We start from the raw sequence: 1,428 nt of genomic DNA, 5'->3' as shown, positions 1-1,428 counted from the left end.
GGTGGTGCAGGTGCTGCGGATACATCAGTCGCTAAGCCAACTGTTGCTCCCACTAATAATGATGAAACTCCTATAATCATTCTTTTTAGCATACTCTCATCCCCTTTCGATTTAATACAAATTGATTCTATCATAATAATTTCATACATTTCCTTCCCTTTAAAAGAGTTAACAAAAAGTACCTATTTACATATGAAATTGTGCATATTCATTGCTTTTTACCATTTATACTTATCATAAATCATACTAAAGCATAATTAGTTCTCTCCCCTGATCGACTTACTACATTTGGCCCCATCTCAAAGTGACTATTCTAAGAACTAAAAAATGGTACATAGTTCACTGGTTTAACAAACAAATAATAGAATTGCAAAGTCAACTTAATTTAAGTTGGCTTTTCCTCTAATATTATAAGCAAGATCCACCACTTGCATCAATTAACTCACCAGTTATCCAACGACTGTCTGATGATGAAAGAAAACCTACAATATCAGCTATATCATTAGGTTCTCCCCACCTATTAAAGGTCGATAAACCTGCAGCATATTTTTGTCCATCTTGGTTGCCCAATGTCTCAGCATTCATTTCTGTGTTAATTATGCCTGGGAGAATTGCATTTACTGTAATACCACGAACACCAAGTTGTTGAGCTAAAGTATGAGTGAGTGTATTTATTGCCCCCTTAGATATACTGTAGGCAAAAACATTTGGGGAGGCTACCCTTGTGACAAAAGACGAAATATTTATAATCCGGCCTTCATCTCTTAAACGTGGCAAAGCCTTTTGAATAATGAAAAATGGAGCTTTCACATTAATATTCATTACCTCATCAAAAGACTCCTCTGTAGATTCCTCTAACGTTAACACCTGCCCAATTCCAGCGTTGTTTACAAGGATATCAAATGTAGTATCACCTATATATTTTTGAAGAGATTGATCCATCATTGTATACAATTTATTAATGCCATTAAAAGTACTTAAGTCTGCACGAATCGCAAATGCGGAACCGCCATCTTGTTTAATTTGATCCACTACACTTTCTGCTTCTTCTTTTCTTTTACTATAGTGAACAACGACTAACGCACCAGCCTGTGCCAAATGTAAGGCAATACTTCGACCTATCCCTCTACTAGCCCCTGTTACTAATGCAATTTTCCCCTTCAATTTATTCATCTCATCATCCCCTTGTTTAAAAAATTCTACTTAGTTATATCACAAGATACCCTTTGAAATGTTGCTCACTAATTTGATATCCATAAAACCAAAAGGCCCACTCATAATTATAAGAGTCGGCCTTTTCACTTCACATATTTATTAGCTTTACATACAGCATCCCTAACTGTTATGTACTTTGTACTAAGTACAATAAAGACTCTAAATGGTATTATAGGTAAAGCCAACTTAAACTAAAGTTAATTCATATACATT

The 1,428-nt window shown here is 34.9% G+C and carries 1 protein-coding gene; it reads right to left on the bottom strand.

The features are described 5' to 3' along the window. Positions 1-408 precede the first annotated feature (408 nt). A complete protein-coding gene (locus ACQGS6_RS28390; RefSeq protein WP_025966186.1) occupies positions 409-1,173 on the bottom strand; it encodes an SDR family oxidoreductase in 765 nt (254 codons plus the stop codon). Positions 1,174-1,428: the final 255 nt, after the last annotated feature.

It is taken from the genome of Bacillus sp. GMs2/2 (assembly GCF_050172095.1).
In the GTDB taxonomy this organism is placed as follows: Bacteria; Bacillota; Bacilli; order Bacillales; family Bacillaceae_G; genus Bacillus_A; species Bacillus_A cereus.
This window is presented reverse-complemented; position numbering and strand designations above follow the sequence as displayed.

Bases quoted from the DNA above. Each gene is read 5' to 3' on its own strand.
- ACQGS6_RS28390 (WP_025966186.1), bottom strand. From the start codon at position 1,173: ATGAATAAATTGAAGGGGAAAATTGCATTAGTAACAGGGGCTAGTAGA.